The organism is Streptomyces sp. CB01881 (assembly GCF_002953255.1).
GTDB lineage: Bacteria > Actinomycetota > Actinomycetes > Streptomycetales > Streptomycetaceae > Kitasatospora.
Map to the genome: position 1 here is coordinate 9,448,094 of NZ_CP026498.1, position 18,772 is coordinate 9,466,865.

General features: G+C 73.4%; 16 protein-coding genes and 3 pseudogenes. 15 read left to right on the forward strand and 4 right to left on the reverse strand.

The window, feature by feature from the left end:
- The first annotated feature begins 5 nt into the window (after positions 1–5).
- From C2142_RS30855 to C2142_RS30875, 5 genes are read left to right on the forward strand one after another with little or no spacing between them, the layout of a single operon-like run.
- Positions 6–1,376: a hypothetical protein gene (locus C2142_RS30855; RefSeq protein WP_148646651.1), complete on the forward strand. Its 1,371-nt coding sequence runs from the start codon at positions 6–8 to the stop codon at positions 1,374–1,376.
- Positions 1,373–2,320 (forward strand): glycosyltransferase family 2 protein, encoded by a 948-nt coding sequence (locus C2142_RS30860; protein ID WP_148646117.1) that lies wholly within the window; start codon positions 1,373–1,375, stop codon positions 2,318–2,320. The genes C2142_RS30855 and C2142_RS30860 overlap by 4 nt, the downstream gene beginning before the upstream one ends.
- Complete coding sequence (locus C2142_RS30865) at positions 2,317–3,576, forward strand: polysaccharide pyruvyl transferase family protein (protein ID WP_148646118.1); 1,260 nt, start codon at positions 2,317–2,319, stop codon at positions 3,574–3,576. Before C2142_RS30860 ends, C2142_RS30865 begins: the two co-directional genes overlap by 4 nt.
- Positions 3,573–4,124, forward strand: coding sequence for a dTDP-4-dehydrorhamnose 3,5-epimerase family protein (locus C2142_RS30870; RefSeq protein ID WP_148646119.1), 552 nt, complete (start codon positions 3,573–3,575; stop codon positions 4,122–4,124). Before C2142_RS30865 ends, C2142_RS30870 begins: the two co-directional genes overlap by 4 nt.
- Positions 4,125–4,131: 7 nt before the next feature.
- Complete coding sequence (locus C2142_RS30875; RefSeq protein WP_148646120.1) at positions 4,132–5,466, forward strand: glutamate-1-semialdehyde 2,1-aminomutase; 1,335 nt, start codon at positions 4,132–4,134, stop codon at positions 5,464–5,466.
- Positions 5,467–5,503: 37 nt separating this feature from the next.
- Here the strand turns inward: C2142_RS30875 and C2142_RS30880 are convergent, their stop codons facing one another.
- Complete coding sequence (locus C2142_RS30880; RefSeq protein ID WP_148646121.1) at positions 5,504–6,178, reverse strand: phosphatase PAP2 family protein; 675 nt, start codon at positions 6,176–6,178, stop codon at positions 5,504–5,506.
- 566 nt (positions 6,179–6,744) lie between these two features.
- Between C2142_RS30880 and C2142_RS30885 the strand changes: the two genes are divergently transcribed.
- Positions 6,745–7,122 carry an HAD family hydrolase gene (locus C2142_RS30885; RefSeq protein WP_241002880.1) on the forward strand — a complete coding sequence of 126 codons (378 nt, stop codon included), beginning with the start codon at positions 6,745–6,747 and terminating at the stop codon, positions 7,120–7,122.
- Between the two features lie 47 nt (positions 7,123–7,169).
- Here C2142_RS30885 and C2142_RS30890 read toward each other — a convergent pair.
- Together C2142_RS30890 and C2142_RS40580 are read right to left on the reverse strand one after the other, a co-directional pair.
- Positions 7,170–7,831, reverse strand: a pseudogene (locus tag C2142_RS30890) (M24 family metallopeptidase).
- A 1-nt stretch (position 7,832) separates the two neighbouring features.
- A pseudogene (locus C2142_RS40580) lies at positions 7,833–7,925 on the reverse strand (molybdate-binding protein); the annotation flags it as partial.
- Positions 7,926–8,117: 192 nt separating this feature from the next.
- Here C2142_RS40580 and C2142_RS30895 point away from each other — a divergent pair.
- From C2142_RS30895 to C2142_RS30905, 3 genes are all read left to right on the forward strand, one after another.
- Positions 8,118–9,983, forward strand: coding sequence for a peroxidase family protein (locus tag C2142_RS30895; RefSeq protein ID WP_148646122.1), 1,866 nt, complete (start codon positions 8,118–8,120; stop codon positions 9,981–9,983).
- Between the two features lie 421 nt (positions 9,984–10,404).
- Positions 10,405–10,671 carry a hypothetical protein gene (locus C2142_RS30900; protein WP_148646123.1) on the forward strand — a complete coding sequence of 89 codons (267 nt, stop codon included), beginning with the start codon at positions 10,405–10,407 and terminating at the stop codon, positions 10,669–10,671.
- Between the two features lie 3 nt (positions 10,672–10,674).
- Positions 10,675–11,952: a M14 family zinc carboxypeptidase gene (locus C2142_RS30905; RefSeq protein ID WP_148646124.1), complete on the forward strand. Its 1,278-nt coding sequence runs from the start codon at positions 10,675–10,677 to the stop codon at positions 11,950–11,952.
- Positions 11,953–12,052: 100 nt separating this feature from the next.
- On the opposite strand, the gene C2142_RS30910 is transcribed toward C2142_RS30905, so the two are convergent.
- Entirely contained in the window at positions 12,053–12,631 is a 579-nt protein-coding gene (locus C2142_RS30910) for a GNAT family N-acetyltransferase (RefSeq protein ID WP_148646125.1), read from the reverse strand.
- 144 nt (positions 12,632–12,775) lie between these two features.
- Here C2142_RS30910 and C2142_RS30915 point away from each other — a divergent pair.
- The 6 genes and pseudogenes from C2142_RS30915 to C2142_RS30935 all read left to right on the forward strand — a co-directional run.
- Positions 12,776–12,913: pseudogene (locus C2142_RS30915) on the forward strand (carboxylate--amine ligase); the annotation flags it as partial.
- Positions 12,914–12,969: 56 nt separating this feature from the next.
- Positions 12,970–14,040: a pyridoxal-phosphate dependent enzyme gene (locus C2142_RS30920; protein WP_148646126.1), complete on the forward strand. Its 1,071-nt coding sequence runs from the start codon at positions 12,970–12,972 to the stop codon at positions 14,038–14,040.
- Positions 14,037–14,267, forward strand: a complete 231-nt coding sequence (locus C2142_RS40585) for a hypothetical protein (protein WP_241002881.1) — start codon at positions 14,037–14,039, stop codon at positions 14,265–14,267. The genes C2142_RS30920 and C2142_RS40585 overlap by 4 nt, the downstream gene beginning before the upstream one ends.
- 14 nt (positions 14,268–14,281) lie before the next feature.
- Positions 14,282–15,487 (forward strand): MFS transporter, encoded by a 1,206-nt coding sequence (locus C2142_RS30925; RefSeq protein WP_241002882.1) that lies wholly within the window; start codon positions 14,282–14,284, stop codon positions 15,485–15,487.
- Positions 15,484–16,911: an ATP-binding cassette domain-containing protein gene (locus tag C2142_RS30930; RefSeq protein WP_148646128.1), complete on the forward strand. Its 1,428-nt coding sequence runs from the start codon at positions 15,484–15,486 to the stop codon at positions 16,909–16,911. The genes C2142_RS30925 and C2142_RS30930 overlap by 4 nt, the downstream gene beginning before the upstream one ends.
- A gap of 63 nt (positions 16,912–16,974) precedes the next feature.
- Positions 16,975–18,675, forward strand: a complete 1,701-nt coding sequence (locus C2142_RS30935; RefSeq protein WP_148646129.1) for a methyltransferase — start codon at positions 16,975–16,977, stop codon at positions 18,673–18,675.
- Positions 18,676–18,772: the final 97 nt, after the last annotated feature.

The following is an 18,772-nucleotide window of genomic DNA, read 5'->3' on the forward strand; positions in this document are numbered from 1 at the left end:
CGCCGATGACCACCGAGGGGATGAAGACGACGGCCCCGGCAACGACGGCGCAGGCGACACCGGCGGAGGCGACACCGGCGCAGGCGCCCGGAGCGGCCGGCCGGAGCGCCAGGCGGGCCCTCGCCGGCCGGCTGTCCTGGGGACTGGCCGACCAGGCGGCCTCCAGCGTGAGCAACTTCGTGGTGGGCGTCTTCGTGGCCCGCTCGCTGGGGGTGGCCGCGTTCGGCATGTTCAGCCTCGCCTGGGTGACGTACGGCGTGGTGCTCAACGTCTCCCGCGGGCTGGCCACCGATCCGCTCGTGGTGCGCTTCAGCGGCGTGCCGGACGCGTCCTGGCGCGGGGCGGTGGCCCGGTCGACCGGTACCGCGCTGGGTGTCGGCGCGGTCATCGGCGCGGTGAGCCTGGTGGCCGGGCTCGGCCTCGGGGGCCAGGTGGGGTCCGCGTTCGCCGCCCTCGGTGTCATGGTGCCGGGGCTGCTGCTCCAGGACGCCTGGCGGTTCTCGTTCTTCGCCGCCGGCACCGGGCGCAAGGCGTTCGTCAACGACGTCGTGTGGGGCGTCGCGCTCGTCCCCGCCATGGTCGTGGCGGACCGGGTGGGCAGCGTGGCCGCCTTCGTGCTCGCCTGGGGCGCGTCCGCCACGGTCGCGGCGGGGTACGGCTGCCTCCAGTCCGGCATCCGGCCCCGGATCGCCGAGGCCCGCGGGTGGCTCCGCGAGCAGCGCGATCTCGGCTACCGGTACCTGGTCGAGAACGTCAGCCTCAGCGGCGCGAGCCAGCTGCGGGCGTACGGCCTGGGCGCGATCGTCGGGGTCGGCGCGGTGGGTGCGGTGCGGGGCGCCGAGCTCCTGCTCGGCCCCTTCCTGGCGGTGCTGATGGGGCTTTCGCTGGTCACCGTGCCGGAGGCGGCCCGGGTGCTGCGGCAGGCCCCGCACCGGCTCGGCAGGTTCTGCCTCCTGCTGGGCGGGGGCCAGGCCGCCGGCGCGCTGCTCTGGGGCACGGCGCTGCTGCTCGTGCCCGGCCGGCTCGGCGAGCTGGTGCTCGGCGGCGTCTGGCACTCCGCCTCGGAGCTCATCGTGCCGATCACCCTCGGCGTCGCGGGCGCGGGCCTCGGCACCGGCGCGGCCGCCGGGCTGCGCGCGCTCGGCGCGGCCCGGCGCAGCCTGCGCTGCCAGCTGTTCGCCTCCGCCTGCTACGCCGGCGGCGGGCTCGGCGGGGCGGCCGCCGCCGGCACGATCGGCTCGGCCTGGGGCGTCGCCGCCGCGACCGTCAGCGGCTCGGCCGTGTGGTGGCTGCAACTGCGGTCCGCCCTGCGCGAGCACCACAGCGCCCCCACCCCCGAAGTAGAGGACGGCACCACCGAAGTGAGGACCTCATGACCGCCCGACCCAGACTGAGCATCGGCCTGCCCGTGTACAACGGCGAGGAATACCTCGCCGAGTCGCTCGACGCCCTGCTCGGCCAGACCTACGAGGACTTCGAGCTGATCATCTCCGACAACGCCTCGACCGACGCGACGCAGGACATCTGCCGGCGGTACGCCACGCGGGACTCGCGCATCCGGTACCTCCGGCTGCCCCGGAACATCGGCGCCACGCCGAACCACAACCACGTGTTCGCCGAGTCCCGCGGCGAGCTCTTCAAGTGGGCCTCGCACGACGACCTGTACGGCCGGGACCTGCTGCTGCGCTGCGTGGAGGCGCTGGACGAGCGGCCGGACGTGATCCTCGCGCACGCCGACCAGGCGGTCATCGACGGCGACGGCCAGGTGAAGGTCCCCTACGCGTACGGGCTCGCCACCGCCTCGCCGCACGCGCCGGAGCGCTTCCGCAGCATGCTGTTCGAGCCCGGCGGCGACGACTTCTACGGGGTGCTGCGGGCCGACGTGCTGCGCCGGGTGAAACCGATGGACAGCTACCACCACGCGGACCGCACGTTCGTCACCGAGATCGGCCTGCACGGGCCCTTCCACCAGGTGCCGGAGCTGCTGTACTTCCGCCGCGACCACCCCACCCGCGCCGAGCGGGCGAACCCCTCCAAGCGCTCCCGGTGCGTCAACCTGGACCCGCGCCGGGCGGGCCCGCTGCACCCGACGCCCCGACTGCTCGCCGAGTACGTCTGGGGCTTCGTCTCGGCGGTCCGGCGGGCGCCGCTGTCCTCGTCCGACCGGCGCGCCTGCTACCGCCACCTGGCCGCGTGGCTGAGCAGCCGGGCCCGGCCGGGCGCCGGCGAACGGGTCGAGGACCGCGCCCCGGTCGACCCGGCCGGGCTCACCGTCTCCGTCGACGCCCTCGTGGCCGGCCGCGAGGGGCGGCAGACATGACGTCCGCGGACCGAAAGCCGGTGCGGGTCGGGGTGTTCGGGCTGCTCGGCTCCGGAAACCTCGGCAACGACGGGTCATTGGAGGCCGTGCTCGGGTACCTGCGCGCCGAACACCCGGAGGCGGTCGTGGACGCGCTGTGCGGCGGGCCCGAGGCCGTGACGGCCCGGTTCCGGATCCCCGCCACGCGGCTGCACTGGAACCGCGCCGAGTACCGGACCGCGTCGCGGGCGGGCGCGATCGCGGCGAAGGGCCTGGGCAAACTCGTCGACGCCGTCCGCACCGCAGCCTGGGTGCGCCGGCACGACGTGGTGATCGTGCCGGGCATGGGCGTCCTGGAGGCCACCCTGCCGCTGCGGCCGTGGGGCTTCCCGTACGCGCTGTTCCTGCTCTGCGCGAGCGGCCGGCTGCTGCGCACCCGGGTCGCGCTGGTCAGTGTCGGCGCCGCCGAGATCCGCAACCGGCCGACCCGGGCCCTGGTGCGCTGGTCCGCGCGGCTGGCCGCGTACCGCTCGTACCGGGACGCCCCGTCCCGCGACGCGATGCGGGCGATGGGCGTGGACACCGCGCGCGACGAGGTCTACCCCGACCTCGCGTTCTCCCTGCCGACACCACCGGCGAGCACACGACCGGCCGGCGCGCCCCCGGGCTCGCCGGGCCCGGTCTGCCTCGGTGTCATGGACTTCCACGGCGGCAACGACGACCGTGCCCGGGCCGAGGAGATCCACCGGCGCTACCTCGACGGGACGATCCGGTTCGTCCGCGCGCTGGTCGAGGAGGGCAGGCCGGTCCGGCTGCTCACCGGCGACGCGTGCGACGCGTCGGTGGTCGCCGCGATCCTCGACGCCGTGGACTCGCCACTGGTCACCGCCGCCGAGCCGGCCTCACTGGCCGACCTGATGACGGAGATGGCGGCCGCCGACACCGTGGTGGCGGTCCGCTACCACAACCTGATCTGCGCGCTGAAGACCGGTACGCCGGTACTCGCGCTCTGCTACGCGGCCAAGAGCGACGCGCTGATGGCGGAGATGGGCCTCGGCGCGTACTGCCACCCGGCGCGCGAGGTCGACGCCGACCGGCTGCTGGAGCAGTTCCGGGAACTGGAGAAGCGATCGATGGAGCTGAGACGGACCCTCACCGAGCGGAACCTGGCCGCCGCCCGGCGCCTGGAGCACCAGTTCACCGCCCTGACCGCGGCCCTCTTCCCGACGGCCGACCACGCCCACGCCCATACCCACGCCCTGCGGGAGGCCCCATGAAGGTGACCGAAGTCCCGGCGATCGCCGGCGCATACCTGTTCGAGCCGACGCCGTACGCCGACGAGCGCGGCTTCTTCTGCCGCACCTTCGACGCCGACGTCATCCGCTCGGTGGGCCTCGACCCGGACGCCTTCGCCCAGGACAGCGTGTCCCGCTCGGTCGGGGGCGTGCTGCGCGGCCTGCACCTGCGCTCCGGCGCCGGCGAGGCCAAGCTGGTGCGGTGCTCGTACGGGAGGGTCTTCGACGTCGTCGTGGACCTGCGGCCCGACTCGCCGACCTACCGCAACCGGGCCTTCTTCGAGCTGTCCGGCGAGACGCAGGTGAGCCTGTACATCCCGGCCGGGTGCGCGCACGGCTTCCAGGCGCTCACCGGAACCGCCGACGTCTCGTACCGGATCGACCGCCCGCACGATCCCGCCGAGGACGTCACGATCGCCTTCGACGACCCGGAACTCGCCATCCCCTGGCCGCTGCCGGCCGTCTCGGTGTCCAAGCGGGACAGAGAGGCACCGAGCCTCGCCGAAGTGCTGCGGCACGGGGAGGGGTGAGGTCGGCGTGGACACCGGACACACCGAGGAGTTCGGCCTGCCCCGGTCGCGGGCGGCGAACGAGAGGCTGCACACCCTGATCCCCGGGGGCGCCCACACCTACGCCAAGGGCGACGACCAGTACCCCGAGGACCTCGCCCCGGTCATCAGCCACGGCCGCGGTGCCCACGTGTGGGACATCGACGGCAACCGCTACGTCGAGTACGGCTCCGGCCTGCGGTCGGTCAGCCTCGGCCACGCCCACCCACGCGTGCTGGAGGCGGTGCGGCGGGAACTCGACCGCGGCAGCAACTTCGTCCGGCCGTCCATCGTGGAGGTCGAGGCCGCGGAACGCTTCCTGGCCACGGTGCCGACCGCCGAGATGGTGAAGTTCGCGAAGAACGGGTCAGACGTCACCACCGCCGCCGTGCGACTCGCCCGCGCCGTCACCGGGCGCCAGCGGGTGGCCATCTGCGGCGACCATCCGTTCTTCTCCACCGACGACTGGTTCATCGGCACCACACCGATGGACGCCGGCATCCCGGCCGCGACCACCGAGCTCACCGTGGCGTTCCCCTACGGAGACCTGGCCGCCACGGAGGAGCTGCTCACCCGGCACCGGGACGAGATCGCCTGCCTGATCCTCGAACCCGCCGGCCACACCGAACCGCCGCCCGGGTACCTCGCCGGCCTGCGCGAACTGGCCGACCGGCACGGCTGCGTACTGGTCTTCGATGAGATGATCACCGGCTTCCGCTGGTCCGAGGCGGGCGCCCAGGGCCTGTACGGCGTCGTCCCCGACCTCTCCACCTTCGGCAAGGCGCTGGGCAACGGGTTCGCCGTCTCCGCGCTGGCCGGGCGCCGCGACCTGATGGAGCGGGGCGGGCTTCGTCACTCCGGCGACCGGGTGTTCCTGTTGTCCACCACGCACGGTGCGGAGACGCACTCGCTGGCCGCCGCGATGGCCGTGCAGACCACCTACGTCGAGGAGGGCGTCACCGCTCGGCTGCACACCCTCGGCGAGCGGTTGGCCGCCGGTGTCCGCGAGGCCGCCGCAGGCACGGGCGTCGGCGACCACCTCGTCCTCCGGGGCCGGTCCAGCAACCTGGTCTTCGCCACCCTCGACGAGAACCGGCAGCCGTCGCAGCAGTACCGCACCCTGTTCCTGCGCCAGCTCCTCGCGGGCGGAGTGCTGGCACCGTCGTTCGTGGTGAGCAGCGCGCTCGGCGACGCCGACATCGACCGCACCGTCGACGTGGTGGCCCGGGCATGTGCCGTGTACCGGAAGGCGCTGGACGCCGCCGACCCCACCCCCTGGCTCGCCGGGCGGCCGGTGAAGCCCGTATTCCGCCGGCTGGCGTGACGTGACGCGACATCACGTGAGGTGACGTCAGCGACGCTCACGCCGACAGGCGACCGCGTGGCCGGTCGGCCATCCGGTCGACCAGCCACACTGTCGTCGGCACCACCGCCAACGCGGTGCACCAGCCGCCGAGGACGTCGGTCGGGTAGTGCGCGTCCAGAGCGACCTGCGCCCAGCCCATGGCGGCGCCGGCGACCAGCGCCGCGGCGAGCACGAGCAGGGTGCCGGCCGTCCCGCCGAGGCCGGGCCCGTCCCGGCCTCGGCGGCGGGTCGCGAGCATCGCCACCACGAGGGCGAGCGCGGTGGCGAAGGCGGTGTGCCCGCTCGGGTAGGACAGGTACCCACCGTGGATGGTGCGTCCCACCAGGTGCTTGAGCAGCGCCGTCGTCCCCACCGCGATGCCGACTCCCGCAACGATGAACACCGCTGCCCGAGGACGCCGGAGCAGCAGGCAGCCCGTCACGATGGCCGCGACCAGCGTCGTCGCTCCCACCGGCTCCCCCAGGGAGTCCATCGCCAACGCGGCGGACCGCCACGGCGGCCCCACACCGTCCACCGCCGCCCGGATCCGGGTGTCCACCATGCCGGGCTCGCCCTCGTCGGCATACCGGAGCCCGAGCACGACGACCACCAACGCGGCGAAGGCCGCCATCAGCCCGAGCCCCAGGCGCAGCGCCGGGGGCAGCACCACAGGCGCCGGCCGGCCGGTCACACGCCCACCGCGTCCGGTCGGCCTGCGGCCACAACGGCGGGGCGTTGTTTCCGGACGACTCCGGTGACCGCAAGTCCGGGCACGCCACGGCCTGTGCGTCCCGTCACGACCTCAGCTCCCGCAGGCAGCTCAGAATTCGGGCACCGGTCCCCGACCGCTTCCACGGCCCCGGCGAACGCCCGCACTTCGCCGAACACGGCACCCGGCCCGCCGCCGGGCTCCCGCACCGCCCGGTACGGTCCCCAGGCGCTCCCGTCGAAGTACTCGATGCCACCCGGGCCGACCCGGGCGCCGTCCTTCACCCGGACCGGCTGCTGTTCTGATGTCCGCTCAGGCTCCACCTCTGCAGGCATGGGCCGATTATCCCAGCAGCCCACCGGCGCCGACAGCCGTTCACGAAGAACAGCTCCACCCGGATCGAGCCGGACGTCGGCGCGCAGCGCCAGGCGTCGCGGAAACGAGGCGCGACACCTTTCCCTCGTCCCCGTGCGCGCCCGACACCCGCGAACCGACCACCGCCCCCGTACGGGCGCTGCCTCGGCGCCACTCGTGGAACCCTCGAACGCGTGACCGCATCGGTTGGCGGATGGCATCCTGAGATGATCAAGCTTCGCAGTCGCACCGCGGTCTTCGACATCGACGGAACTCTCTGCTTCGACGGGCGGACGCTGGGGCTGACGGTCAATCACCACCTCGACGAGGGGATCATCGACTACGCGCCCGGGGCGACCACGAAGTGGGAAGCCCTGCAAGCGCTGGAGATCAGCGACTACGCCGCATTCGGCAACGACATCAACGACCTCGATCTCCTGCGGAACGCGGAACGTTCCGTGCGCGTCGGCTCCCACCCGAGCCTCGACGGCGCCGCTCAGATCACCGTGCCGGCTTCACCGGAGGACGTCGCCGGGGCGATCAACCTGCTGGCCGCCGCTGCCCGCAGCTGATCGCGGACAGCGGTGCACACCCCACCCTCCCGGTGGGCGCGGGTCCGCTAACCGAGGTCGAGAAGCTGTTCGTGGAAGCCGCCGTAGCCTCGCCCGGTGTCGACCAGGTGGATCTCCAGAATCCAGTGGCAGACGCGCCCGGCGCGGTCGGTACGACGCATGGGCGTGGTGTTCCCCGACGCGATGTAGGACTCGATCTCGGCCGCGTCGATCTTCCCGTGCGGGAACTCGCCCACGAGGTGCCCGGCGTGACCTGTGCCGCCGAGCGTCCAGCCCGCTTCGTGGGCGAGCCGCTGGATCTCGGCGTGGAGCTGGGCGCCGGTGATGTCGGGCCGCTCGGCGAAGTACCTGCGGCCGGCGTCGAAATGGCGGGCGGATCGCCGGCGAGGCGGTGCTTGAGAGGATCGTCGCCGAGAACGTAGGTGCGGCCGAGGTCGGCTTCGAACTCCTCGAATATCGGGCCGAAGTCGGCGAACACGATGTCGTCGCGCTCCACGGTCCGGTCCGGCGGGTTCTCCTGGTAGGGGAACAGGGTGTGCGGACCGGATCGGACGATCCGCTTGTGCCAGTGCCGGGTCGTCCCGAACATCTCGTTCGCCAGGTCGCGGATCCGGTTGCTGATCGCCTGCTCGGTCTCACCAGGGGCGATGATCCCGCGCTCCGTCGCCTCGTCGAAGAGGGCGATGGCTTTCCCCTGCGCGTCGAGCAGACAGCTCGTTGCTGACGAAAACGGTGGGGGTGCCGGCCGCGTCGCCCTTGTCGGTGACGGTCTTCACGGTGGCGGGGCTGGCGGAGGCGAACACGGCACCTCCCCGACGACGCCACGGGCCCGCCGTACCCGGTCCGCCGGAAGCCCGGCGCGCGGGTGGGCGGCGGCCCTCCTATCGTGGAATTGAGCGTCCACAGAGGAATCGCCCCTGCCATGGGCCCGCGCCGGCTCCCGGCGCCCCGTCCCCCAGCACTACAACACGTCACCGCACTTACGGGGAGTCATCATGACTACGCCCCGCGACTCCCGTCGGCCCGCCCCGGACCGGACCGGCGGCGGATACCGCACCTCCTTCCCCTGGCGGATCATCACCAGCGCGTCCGAGTACGTCGACCGGCGCATCGGCTGGGACAGGCTGCCGGTCGCTCCGGGCCTGCTGACCCTCCTCGGGCTGCGGGTCGGACTGCGTCAGCAGAACCTCCACGACACCGGCCGGATCCCCTCCGTCGATCCACCAACCCCCGCACCCGCGTCCGCGAAACAGCGGGTCAACCGGACTGCCGACGGCAGCCACAACGACCTCGGCGAGCCCCGGATGGGCATGGCAGGCACCCGCTTCGGTCGCAACGTCCCGCTGGACCGGATCGCCACGGCCACGCCCGACTCCGTCCTGTCCAGGCCGAACCCGCGCGAGGTCAGCCGCGCCCTGCTCACCCGGCACGAGCTGATCGCGGCCGAGTCGGTCAACTCCCTGGTCGCCGCCTGGCTGCAGTTCATGATCCGCGACTGGTTCAGCCACGGTACGAGCCCCACCGACCACCCGTGGGAGGTGCCGCTGCTGGACGACGACCCGTGGCCCGAGCGGCCGATGCGGATCATGCGGACACCGGACGACCCGACCCGGGACCCGCACGCGCCCGCCGGGACCCCCGACACCCGCGTCAACGTCTCCTCCCACTGGTGGGACGCCTCTCAGCTCTACGGCAATGACGGGACCGAACAGCGCCTGCTGCGCACCGGAGAGCTGGGCAAGCTGCACGTGTGGGACAACGGACAGACCCCGTTCTCCGCGGACCCCTCCCGTGACCCCTCCCTCCTCCCCGGCTTCTGGCTGGGCCTGGCCCTGATGCAGGGCCTCTTCGTCCGGGAGCACAACGCGATCTGCGACCACCTGCACGGCGCCTACCCGTCCTGGGACGACGAGGAGCTGTTCCAGCGGGCCCGGCTCGTCAACGCCGCGCTCCTCGCCAAGATCCACACCGTGGAGTGGACGCCGGCCGTGATCAGCCACCCCACCACCGTCGCCGCCCTGCGGGCCAACTGGTGGGGCGTCGCGGGCGAACGCGTGCACAGGCTGTTCGGCCGGATCAGCGGGAGCGAGGTCGTCAGCGGCATCCCCGGAGGCGGCACCGACCACTACGGCGTCCCCTACTCCCTCACCGAGGAGTTCGTGGCCGTCTACCGCATGCACCCGCTCGTCCGCGACGACTGGCCCCTGCGGTCCGCCGACGACGACGCCGGCCTGCGGCAGTGCACGTTCCGTGACCTCTCGGGGCCCGACGCGCTGAAGGTCCTCGGCACCCTGCGGACGGCCGACCTGCTGTACAGCTTCGGCACGCTCCCGCCGGGCCTGGTCACCCTGCACAACTTCCCGAGGTTCCTCCAGGAGTACCGGCGTCCGGACGGGAACCTGCAGGACCTCGCCGCCACCGACATCCTGCGCAGCAGGGAGCTGGGCGTTCCCCGCTACAACGAGTTCCGGCGGCTGCTGCGGCTGAAGCCCGCGCAGGACTTCCGGGAGCTGACGGACAACCCGGAGTGGGCCGAGGAGATCGAGCGGCTCTACGAGGGCGACATCGAGAAGGTCGACCTGACGGTCGGGATGTACGCGGAGAAGCTGCCCACCGGATTCGCCTTCAGCGACACCGCGTTCCGCATCTTCGTCCTGATGGCGTCACGGCGGCTGAACAGCGACCGCTTCTTCACCGAGTACTACACCCCCGGGGTGTACTCCAGGGCCGGCATGGCCTGGATCGACGACAACACCATGGTCACGGTGCTGCTGCGCCACCACCCTGAGCTACGGACGGCCCTCGCGGGCCTGACGAACGCCTTCGTGCCGTGGCACACCGCCGGGAGGCCGGCGAGCTGACGTGCCTCCCCCGGCGAACGACGGGGCTTCCCGCCAGGCCGCCCGCCGGTCCGGTCCGGACCGGACCGGACCGGACCGGACCGGACCGGTCCGGTCCGGTCCGGTTCACGCCGACACGGGCGGGCCGTCGGACCGGACGCCGCCCGCGCCTCCGGCTGCCACCGGCGGTTTACGTCCGGGCCCCGGTGTGCCAGGCTGAAAGCGTGCGTGGGTTCCCCGCACCCGACGGCGGGAGACCCGGCTCCGGCGTTCCGGAATTGTCACCGTCCGTCACCCGAACCGGTGCGGGCCAGCGGTGACGCTGTGTGCCCGGGATCCGGTCGGCCGGGCCCGGAGGCGCCGTCGGACGCGGCGGGCAGCCCGGTCCCGCGCTCACGCACCGCAGCCGCCGAGCGGGGCCGCCGGCAAGGTGGTGAGTGTCGTGAGCCTGGTTCAGATCGAAGGTTCCGAGGATGTGCTGCGTGCCGTGCAGGGCATTCCGGAGCTCCATCTGGTGCGTTCGAGCCTGGAGGCCCGTTCCGACTACCAGTACAAGGTCGCGGCGTACGCGTCCGACCGGGCGGTCGAAGCCGCGGTCGCGCAGGGTGCGCAGGTGACGGTACTGCTCTCCTCGGAGGGCGTCGACGAGCACCGCGCCCGGACGTCGGCCGTGATCGGCCGGGGGTACGCCGAGCGCGGGGAGGTGTGAGCGATGCCCCCGCCCTACGCCACGCCGACCGTGCCGCAGACACCGGCCCAGATCGAGGCGGCGCTCGCCGACCTCGCGGCCACCTTCCCCGCCCTGTGCACGCTCGGTGAGTTCCCGAACCGCAGCGTCGAGGACCGGGAGATCCACTTCGTCCGCATCGCGAACGCACCGCAGGACGGCCGTCCGGCCGTGGTGCTGACCGGTGGCGTCCACGCGCGCGAGTCCGCGCCGCCGGACGCGCTGGTCCACTTCGCGCAGAACCTCCTGGTGAGCCGCACCACCGGCGCCGACATCGTCTTCCCCGCGACGTCCTGCCGGCCGCTCCCGGCCGGGCCGACGGTGAACTACCCTCCGTTCACCATCCCGGCCGTCGAGGTGGAGCGGATCCTGAACGGCGTCGACCTCTACGTCGCGCCGCTGATCAACCCCGACGGCCGGCTGTTCGACCAGCTGAGCCCGCCGTCCGACCCGATCGGTGCCGGCTGGCGCAAGAACCGGCGGCCCCACCCCGACCCGGCCAAGATCGGGGTGGACATCAACCGCAACCACGACATCGCCTGGAAGTTCGAGGACTACTACGACATGGGGGTCTACCTGTCCTTCTACCGGGACGGACCGGCCTCCACGGACAGCAGGGCGGAGACCTACCGGGGACCGTCCGCGGCCTCCGAACCGGAGACCGCCAACGTGCAGTGGCTCATCGACGACGCCAGGGCCACGTATTTCGTCGACGTCCACCAGTTCGGCCGCAAGGTCCTGCTCTGCTGGGGCATCGAGGACAACGGCAGCGACCCGTCCATGAACTTCTCCTCCCCCACCTGGACGGGCAAGCGGGACGGCCTCCGCCCGGGCAGCCCGGGCCTGCCGCCGGACCGCCCCAACTACCGGGAGTTCGTCACCAACTCCCCGCCGCACTTCGTGCGCAAGACCCTCGGCACCATCGCCGGTGAGATGCGGGATGCCATCCTGCGCAGCGCCGGGGTGGACCCGACCGTCAGCACTGTGAGCCCCCAGCGCGCCCACTCCACCTACGACGTCGGCCAGAGCGCCTCGCTGTACCACCCGCTGGGCGGACCGGTCACCGGCACCACCGACGACTACGCCTTCCGCCGGCAGTTCGACGACCCGGCCAGGGCGCCGGTCTTCGCCTTCACGATCGAGACCGGGCACGAGGAGGAGTCCGGGTTCCACCCCGACTACGACAGCCCGCCCGGGCACTACGCCAAGATCGAACGGGAGGTGCATGCGGCAGTCACGGCCCTCTGCAACTTCGCGGCCTGAGCACCGGGTTGCCGGATCCTGGACCAGTGCCGGGCCGGCCGCCGATGCGGCCGCGGGGAGGTCCTCGTGCGCGCCGTCCCGGCGCCGGGGGCGGTGGACGTCATGCCGCGGCGTGGGCGGAGACCGGTGCGGGCGGCATCGGGATCTCGAAGTGCACGGTGGACACTCCGCGGCCGTGCTCGCCCGTGGGGCGCGCATCGAAGACCTCCTCCGCCATCTGCCGCCAGAACGGCTCGGCCCCCGGGACATCGGTGTTGGTGTGCAGGTAGATGCTCCGGTAGCCGCCCACGTCGGCCGCGAACGCGCACGCCAGGTCGACCATGCGGCGCGCCAGTCCGTTTCGCCGGTGGGTCGCGCGTACGTAGACGCGCAGCAGCTGGGCGGTGGATCCGGCGGGGTAGCGCTCGGCGAGCAGCCTGGGGTGGGGCGGATGGGCGGGGCCGGAGGAGTTCAGCGCCGTGGTGCCGACCACCTCGCCGCGATGGACGGCGACGACGAGGGTGTGCCGCGGATGGTCGAGGTAGGTGCTCCGGAGGTCGATCACGTCGGCGTGCCACCGGGGGACGTAACCGTAGCCGAACTCCCGGTAGAAGGTGTCGAGGATGAGCGAGCGGGCTCCGTCGAGGTCGCCCGTCGTGGCGTGTCGGATGTCGTACCCACCGTGCGATTGACGGTTCATCAGCTCTCCGGTCCGGGCCAGGGATTGCGGGTCGAACCCGGACTCTACATGAAAACTATTTCCATCTAGCTTATTGAAAACGACAACGATTCCCGATAGCTTCGCCCCCGTCACTGCCGAACCGGCGCACCGAGAGGGGACCACGTGGCGCATCTGCGGGTTGTCGAGAGCTGGGTCGGCTCCATGAGCCGCCTGTCGCCGATGCCGAGAGCCATCGCCGAGGGAGGGCACGGCTCCACCCTCCTCACCCGGGACCTGAACCACCACCTCCACTCGGCCCCGGCGTTCTTCCGGCTCGACGGCGGCCCCGGCGTCATCCACCGCCACGGGGGTGCCCGGTGACCGCCCCCGCGCTCGCGCACCCCGCCAACCCGGACCTCCTCCCGCTGCTGGGCCGCACGCCGCTCGCCCGGATCCGCACTCCCCTCCCCGATCCCCAGCCCGGCTTCTGGGCCAAGCTGGAATGCCTGGGCGCAGGCGGCATGAAGGCCCGGTCGGCGGTGGCGATGTTGCGCGGGGCCCACGCGCGCGGTGAACTGCAGCCCGGCGCCACTGTCGTGGAGTCCACCTCGGGCACCCTCGGCGTCGGCCTCGCCTTCGCGGGGCAGGCCCTCGGCCACCCGGTGGTCCTCGTCGGGGACGCCGAACTCGAACCCTCCATGCGGCAGTTGCTGCGCTCCCACGGCGCGCGGCTGGAGATCGTCGACACCCCCGCGGAACACGGAGGCTGGCAGGCGGCCCGGCTCGCCAGGCTGCACGAACTGCTGGAGCGCCTGCCGGGCGCGTACTGGCCGGACCAGTACAACAACCCGGACAACGCCGCCGGCTACCACGCGATGGCGCAGGAACTCATCGGTGAACTGGACGGCCTGGACGTTCTGGTGTGCAGCGTCGGCACCGGAGGCCACAGCGCCGGTCTGGTCGAGCCGCTGCGCCGCCGCTGGCCGGCGCTGCGCGTCATCGGCGTCGACTCGGTCGGCTCGGCGATCTTCGGGCAGCCTCCCCGCAAGCGGCTGATGCGTGGGCTCGGCAGCAGCATCCACCCGCGCAACGTCGCGTACGGGGCGTTCGACGAGGTGCACTGGGTCGGGCCGGCCGAAGCGGTCGACGCCTGCCACCGCCTCGCCAAGGGGTGCTTCGTCAGCGGTGGCTGGAGCACGGGAGCGGCCGCCCTGGTCGCGGCCTGGGCCGCCCGCACCGAGGACGGCGCGAGGGTGGCCACCGTCTTCCCGGACGGGCCGCACCGCTACCTCGGCACGATCTACGACGACGCCTACTGCCGGGCGCACGGCCTCGACTCCGGGCATGCGGCCGGCCGACCGGTGGAGATTCCGCATCCGCGGTCCGCGGAGGTCACCGGATGGGCGCGCTGCCGTACCGTCGTCGACCCGTTGGGGATACGGCTGTGAAGCTTCAGACCAGGACCATACGGGCGCGCCTCGAACGGCTCCCCGCCCCCGCGCCCACGCTCGGACAGCTGCGCGCCGGAGCGTTCGACGACCTCGCGCCCGGGGTGCTGCTCGCCCACGACCCCTGGCAGGGGAGCGGCGGGCACGACGGGACGGTCCGTGCCCCCGCCCGGGCCGGGCTCGGCGTCCTCCCCGCCCCCGCGCCGGCGCCGGAGGGCACCGCGTGAACACCCTGCGGTCCGTGCGGTCCTTCCCCCGACCCGTCCGACTGCTCCTGGTCAACCAGCTCGGCGTCAACACCGGCTTCTACCTGCTCGTGCCGTACCTCGCCACGCACCTCGGGCAGGACCTCGGCCTGTCCGCCGTGGCCGTCGGTGTGGTGCTGGGGGTGCGCAACCTCAGCCAGCAGGGCCTGTTCATCATCGGCGGCTCGGCCGCCGACCGGCTCGGCGCGCGCGGGGTCATCATCACCGGCTGCGGCCTGCGCACCGTCGGGTTCGCCCTGTTCGCGCTGGGTGACGGCCTGCCCGTGCTGATCGCCGCGTCGGTGCTCAGCGGGCTCGCCGGGGCGCTGTTCAACCCGGCCGTCCGCACCTACCTCGCGCAGCAGTCGGGCGAGCGAACGGCGGAGGCGTTCGCGCTGTTCAACGTCTTCGCGACCACCGGTGCGCTGGTCGGCCCGCTGCTCGGCACGGCGCTGCTGCTGGTCGACTTCCGGGCCACCGCGCTCACGGCCGCCGGCGTGTTCGCCGTGCTGACCGTGGCGCAGGCGCTGGCGCTGCCCGGCCAGCCGGCGCCCCGGGCCCGGACGGCCGTCCTCGGCGACTGGCGCGAGGTGGTCACCGACCGGCGCTTCCTCGCCTTCGCCCTCTCCCTGGTCGGCATGTACGTCCTGGAGAGCCAGCTCTACCTGCTGCTGCCCGACAGCGCCCGGCGCGCCACCGGCTGGAACGGAGCCGCCGGCCTGCTCTTCCTCACCGGAACCGTCGCCAACCTGGCGCTCCAACTGCGCATCACCCGCCGGCTTCAGCGCTCGGGCAGCCGGGGCCGGTGGATCGCCACCGGCCTGCTGGTGATGGGCCTCGCGTTCCTGCCGCCGCTGGCCGTCGGCGGCCTGCCCGCCCTGCTGCTCACCGTGCTGGTGCTGCAGATCGGCTCGATGCTGGCCCAGCCCTTCGTCATGGAGCTGATTGCGGCGTTCGGCCGCCCGCACCTGACCGGCACCTACTACGGCCTGTTCTACGTCGTCTCCGGCCTGGCGGCCGCCGCGGGCAACGCCGCCGTGGGCTGGGCCATCGACGCCGCCGCCTGGCTGCCGTGGCTGCTCTGCGGCGCGCTCGGCCTGGCCGGTGCGACCGCCGTCGTCGTGCTCGAACGCACCGGCCGCCTCCCCGAACCGGCCACCGCCGAGCCTTCCGCCCGCCCCGGGAAGGAGAGCCCACGATGACGGGCCCGGTGGTCGCGGTGGACGGCCTGCGGGTGGAGGTCGCGGGCCGCACCCTGCTCGACGGGGTGAGCCTGCGCGTGCACCCGGGCAGGGTCACGGCCTTGCTGGGCGCTTCGGGCAGCGGCAAGACCACCACCGGCCTCGCCCTGCTCGGCGAGTACCCCTCCGGTGCCCGCGTCCGCGGCCGGGTGGACGTCCCGGCAGGCGCGGTCGGTTACATCCCGCAGCAGCCCGCCTCCGCGCTGAACCCCGCCCGGCGCGTCGGTGCCCTGCTGCGCGACATCGCCCGCCTGCGCGGCGCCGGCCTGCCCGACGTGCGCACGGCACTGCTCCGCGCCCAACTCACCGACCCGGACGCCGTACTGCGCCGGTACCCGCACCAGTTGTCGGGCGGCCAGCAGCAACGCGTCGTGCTGGCACAGGCGTTGCTGCTCGGCGCGCGGGCGATCGTCGCCGACGAGCCCACCACCGGACAGGACCCGCCGACCAAGCTCAAGGTCGTCGAAGAGCTGTCGTCGGTCGTCCGGCAGGGCATCGGCGTTCTCCTGCTGAGCCACGACCTGGACGTGGTACGCGAACTGGCCGACGAGGTGGTCGTGCTCCGGGACGGCCGGGTCGTCGAATCCGGCCCCGCCGACCGGCTACCGGCCGGGCCGAAGGACGACCGGACCGGGCCGGCCTCCGCACCGTCGACCCGCCCACGGCGCTCCGCACCGGGTCCGCATCCCGTCCTGACGGTCGAGAGTCTCCGTGCCTCCCACCCGGGCCGCGTCCAGGTGCTCCACGGGATCGACGTCGAGGTCGGCCCGGGCGAGTGCCTGGCCGTGGTCGGCAGCTCGGGCAGCGGGAAGACCACGCTCGGCCGCTGCATCGCCGGCCTGCACGACGGGTACCGGGGCCGGGTCACGCTCGACGGACGACGTCTCGCGCCCAGCCTCCGCCACCGCACCCGCTCCGAGCTCGCTTCCGTGCAGTACGTGTTCCAGGACGCCCGGGCGGCCTTCGACGAACACCGCCCGGTTGCCGCACAGGTGGCTCGCGCCGCCGTCCGCCTGCGCGGGGCGGGCCGCGACGAGGCCGAACGCACCGCACGGCGGCTGCTCGCCGAGCTCGGCCTCTCGGAAGCGCAGATCACCCGCCGACCTGGCGGGCTGTCCGGCGGCGAGTTGCAACGCGCCGCGCTGGCAAGGGCCTTGGCGGCACGCCCACGGCTGTTGATCTGTGACGAGATCACCTCCGGGCTCGACGCGGTGAGCCGGCACGCGGCCCTCGGCCTGCTGACCGGGCTTCGCGAACGAGCCGGCCTGGCCCTCGTGTTGATCACGCACGACCTCGCCGCGGCCCGGGCCGTCGGGGACCGGTTCGTCACGCTCGATCGCGGGCGGGTCGTCGAGCAGGATATGAAAATCATTACCGAATCTTGACCCGACGCCCGCCCTGCCCATGCCAACTCCGTGGTTCAGTTGTCCCCGCCCACCGACCCCGGAGTGATCACCCTGTCTGCCATCCCCGCGCTCGTGAGCGCCCTGCGCGAGCTCGGCGACCGCCCCGCCGTCGTCGTCGGCGACCGCGCCATCAGCGGCCTCGGCCTCCTGGTCGGCGTCGCACCGCAGGGCGGCCTGCCGCAAGCCCTGGCCGAGCGCATCGCCGCGCTCGCGGTGCGCCCCTCCGCCGAGACCGCGCCGGTCGAGCGCCGGCTGCGGCACTGGGCCGGCATACTCGGCCCGCCCCCGATCCGGCACACCGTCCTGTACCCGGCGACCGAGCTCGGCATCGAACTCGCCCTCGCCACCCTGCTCGCCGGCGGGACGGTCATCTGCGACGATCCCGAGCAGCCACCGGACGAACTCCCGGCCCGGCTGGAGCAGTCCGGCACCACCCACCTGAGCCTGCCGTCCGACCTGTTGTGGCGGCTCAGCCGACTGCCCTCGCTGCAGGAACGCGACCTCACCGCGCTGCGCCGGGTGCTCCACATCGGTCCCGAGCCCTCCCAGGACGACGTCTACGCGGCCATGGACGCCTTGGGCGCCGTCATAGCCCACGTCCGGCAGCCACAGACCGCCGCCGAGGTCGCGGACGCCACCCTGCGCGCGGTCATGGGGATCGCGGCGGACGACGCCTGGAAACAGGCCATCGGCGTCACCGCCGACCACGCCCGGCTGTTCGTGGAACGCCTCGACAATGCCGCCCTCACCACGATGCTGCGAACCCTTCAGCAGGCGGGCGTCCTGGACGACCCGGCCCGCGGCCACACCCTCGCCGAGATCCTCGAAGCGGTCCGGGTGAGCGCCGAGCACCGCCCGCTCGTCGAACGCTGGCTGCACGCGCTCGTACGGCATCAGCTGATCACCCGTCGGGGAGGCCGTTTCCAGGGCTGCCCGCCGGTCGACGGCGTCGCGGCCGGCGAGGCCTGGGACCGGGCCGCCACCGCCTGGACCGGCCAGCTCGGCCCGGCCGCCGTCATCGACCACCTCCGGCGCTGCGCCGACCGACTGCCCGGGATGCTCTCCGGTGGGCAGCACACCACCCCGCGGCCCCCGGGGGAGACCCTGCGGGCCGTGGACACCCTCGCCCGTCGCACGGTCACCGGCCGCTACCTCGGCAGCGCCCTCGGCACGGCGGTGCGGCACATCGCCGCCTCCCCTCAAAGTCCCCGCCCCCTCAGGGTGCTGGAACTCGGAGCAGGGACCGGTGCGACCACGGAGGCGATCACCGACACCCTGGCGGCGTGCGGGGCGGGTGCCGGGGTCGACTACCTCTGCACGGATCGGTCCGCCCTTCTCCTCGGCCTCGCCCGGGCCCGGCTCCGGCGGCATCCCTGGCTGCGGTTCGGGCTCCTGGACCCCTACCACGGGCCGAGCACCTCCGCGGCGGGCCCGTTCGACGTGGTCGTCTCCACCGGAGTGCTGAGCGGCGCCCCCGACGCCGAGGCCACCGCCCGCCGACTGGCCGGCCTTGCCCCCGGTGGCTGGCTCCTGGCCGTCGAGCCGACCCGCGAACACCTCGAACTCCTGCTCTCGCGCGTCTTCCTGGCCCCCATGCCGGCCGGGGACGGCCGGCCGGCCTCCTCGCAGCGGTGGCTCGACGCTCTGACGGCCGCCGGCCTCGGAGCCGTCCTGACCCTGCCCGGCGAAGCCCACCCCCTCACGCCGCTCGGGCACCAGCTCTTCGCCACCCGGCTTCCGTGACCGACCACCGCGCGGCCCGCCGCCCCGGCCCCTCCCCGGTGACCCGCACGCCCCGCAGGCCCCAAGCCGGTTATCGCGCACGGCAATTCATGGACAA